The sequence below is a fragment of the Streptomyces sp. NPDC002265 genome (assembly GCF_040296125.1).
In the GTDB taxonomy this organism is placed as follows: Bacteria; Actinomycetota; Actinomycetes; order Streptomycetales; family Streptomycetaceae; genus Streptomyces.
Genome location: NZ_JBEOWS010000161.1, coordinates 1 through 2,191 on the forward strand (window position 1 = coordinate 1; position 2,191 = coordinate 2,191).

Below are 2,191 nucleotides of genomic sequence, written 5' to 3' on the forward strand. Positions count from 1 at the left end.
CCGGTAGGCCCTGTGGGACTCGAACCCACAACCAATGGATTAAAAGTCTGCTGAGCGCTCAACTCACCTCACCCCGCCGCGTTCACTGCTACCCCAGCGCACCCCGGAAAGTGCAGCTCAGTGGAACTTTGAGTCCGCGTCGTGCGCGCCCTTCACCCCATCTCACCCCAGCGAACCCCGCGCCGTTGCACGGCCTTCGGGCCAGCACGGGGCCAGCAGAAAGGGCCTCCGACCCGCAGGTCAGAGGCCCTTTGTCCTTCCGTCAAGTCTACGCCGAAGGCTGGCCGTTGTCAGTGCTGGCCCGTACCGTGGGGCCATCCATATCAGCGTCTGCTGGCTGCGTCGCTGAGTCCGGCCCCTGATGCGGTACAGCGACCGCACCGGGGGCCGCTCCACGCCCGCGCCGGGCCCGCGGCACGGCGGCCGCCGCCTTCTCCACCAGGTCCTGCTCGTACTCCTGGAAGAGCGACATGTAGGTGTCGGCGGTGAGCACGATGGTGGAGTGCCTCAGTTTCTTCGAGGCGTCGTCGATGTCGCCACCGGCCGCCTTTACCAGCGCTGCCGCGCCGTGCCGGAGATCGCGCAGGTTGATGGGCGGCAGGTCGGCCGCCACCACGATCCGCCGAAACTCTTTGCTGACGACGTCCGGGTGCAACCAGCTGCCGTCCTCCGCGGCGAAGACCTTGCCGGTGTCCGTCCACGGGAGGCCGGCGTCCAGCCGCTCGGAACGCTCGGCGTCCTGACGGGCGCGATGCTCGCGGAGGACCTCCACCGTCTCCCGGTCGAGCATCACCGCCGCCATGGAGGAGTCGGTCTTGGGCTGCGTTTCGATCGGCGTCCAGCCGTCCACCACGATCTCCGTGAGGACGTCGATACGCGGCGGGTCGACGTCCAGGTGCACGTGCGACCAGTCCGCTCCCACGCCCTCGCCGCGGCGCAGGCCGTGGTGTGCGACGAGGTGAAAGAAGGCGTACAGGCGGGAGTCCTCGGCCGCGTCCAGGAAGGCGCCCAGCTGCTCGGGCGTCCAGACCATCACCGGGCTGGGAACCTGGCCCGTCTGCTGCCACCGGGTGACGCGCTCGGCCGTCCACAGCAGGCCCTTAGGCCGCGCGCTGGACCCCAGTTCTACGTGCTTCGCAGCGTTGAAGGTGATGAGCTGCTGCGCGATGGCCGCGTTCAGGGCCGTTCTCAGGGTCCGGCGGATCGCGTGCCGGGTCGCCGGCCCGTTGGCCTTCCGGTACGGCTTCATCGCGGCGAGCCGTTCGCGCTCGGCGGCGAGCCGCTCGCGCTCTCGCGCCGGCGGGCGCCCGGGGCGGTGCCATCGCGCGCGTTGTTCCTGCTCGCGCCGGGCCTCGTTCTCCGCACGGATCACGTCGCTCTCGTCGGCGATCGCGTCGAACATCTCCTGCACGTGGCCGACCGACAGTCTGTCGAGCCGGTAATGGCCGATGTGAGGCTTCAGATGGACGCGAATGTGTGAGCGGTAGCCCGCGTTCGTCGTGGACCGGGTCTTCTTCCCTGCCATCCAGCGGTCGAGCCAGTCCCCCACGGTGGTCTGGCCATCCAGCGGGACGCCTACGCCCAGACGCCGCTGAACCTCGGCGGCCTGGGGGATGTCTGCGCGGCGCCTGGCGACGTCGGCGAGCAGATCGCCTACGCGTCGCTGCTCGTCCTCGTCGTCACCGGGGAGGTCGAGGATGGCCTGAAGGCGGGAGAGGTCGCCCTGGGCCTCCGCGACGCTGCCGTACCCGGTGCGTCGGAATGTTCTGCGCGTCCCCTCAGCGTCCGGGGGGAGTTCCTGACGGATCCCCGGGGCGCCGTGGTTCTTGCGCTTCAACTTGGGGCACGTCTGCCCCAACAGCTTGCCGTCCGCATCGCGGCACTCGCAGCGTCGGTAGATGCTTCCTGCGCGGCGTGCTGACGGCATCGGTGTTACTCCTTCTGGGCCGCGTCGGGCGGCTTCTCCCTCTCAGTGTGGCCGAGGTGGGCCAGACCGACGCCGAGAACGAACCGGGCGGTCTCGTTCAGCGCGTCGACGATCTCCTCCGCCGTCACCCCGGGCCGCACTGCGAAGGCGAGGCCCTGCCCGGTTTTGATCGGTACGATCACCTCCCCCTCGGGCACCTTGTCGCTGAAGAAGTACCAAGCGGTCATCGTCGTTGGTGACTCCACGCAGCCTCCCCCACCCACC

At 69.3% G+C, this 2,191-nt stretch carries 2 protein-coding genes; both read right to left on the reverse strand.

Annotated features, from left to right (window positions below; all coding sequences use genetic code 11):
• Positions 1–268: 268 nt before the first annotated feature.
• Positions 269–1,927 (reverse strand): site-specific integrase, encoded by a 1,659-nt coding sequence (locus ABT085_RS25800; RefSeq protein WP_351612418.1) that lies wholly within the window; start codon positions 1,925–1,927, stop codon positions 269–271.
• 5 nt (positions 1,928–1,932) lie between these two features.
• On the reverse strand, positions 1,933–2,191 hold a 259-nt coding region (locus tag ABT085_RS25805; protein ID WP_351612421.1), incomplete at its 5' end, for a hypothetical protein.